This window comes from Microcoleus sp. K5-D4 (assembly GCF_036704575.1).
Taxonomy (GTDB): domain Bacteria; phylum Cyanobacteriota; class Cyanobacteriia; order Cyanobacteriales; family Microcoleaceae; genus Microcoleus.
Genome location: NZ_JAUBSD010000040.1, coordinates 59486 through 60012 on the forward strand (window position 1 = coordinate 59486; position 527 = coordinate 60012).

The 527-nt window shown below is 57.3% G+C and carries 1 protein-coding gene; it reads right to left on the minus strand.

Annotated features, from left to right (window positions below; translation table 11 throughout):
- Positions 1-527 (minus strand): hypothetical protein (locus QUA77_RS14660; RefSeq protein ID WP_333450823.1); only part of this gene is annotated, 527 nt, incomplete at both ends.

The following is a 527-nucleotide window of genomic DNA, read 5'->3' on the forward strand; positions in this document are numbered from 1 at the left end:
GCAGATATCGGAATTGGCGTCGGAATTGGTGTCGGAGTTTCCGCAGGCGTCGGAGTTTCCGCAGGAATTGGCGTCGGAATTGGAGTTTCCGCAGGAATTGGCGTCGGTGTCGGAATTGGAGTTTCAGCAGGAGTCGGCGTCGGAATTGGAGTTTCCGTAGGAATTGGCGTCGGTGTCGGAATTGGAGTTTCCGCAGATATCGGAATTGGCGTCGGAATTGGTGTCGGAGTTTCCGCAGGCGTCGGAGTTTCCGCAGGAATTGGCGTCGGTGTGGGAATTGGAGTTTCCGCAGGAATTGGCGTCGGTGTGGGAATTGGAGTTTCCGCAGGCGTCGGCGTCGGAATTGGAGTTTCCGCAGGAATTGGCGTCGGTGTGGGAATTGGCGTCGGTGTGGGAATTGGAGTTTCCGCAGGAATTGGCGTCGGAATTAGCGTCGGTGTGGGAATTGGAGTTTCCGCAGGCGTCGGAATTGGCGTCGGTGTGGGAATTGGAGTTTCCGCAGGCGTCGGCGTCGGAATTGGCGTCGG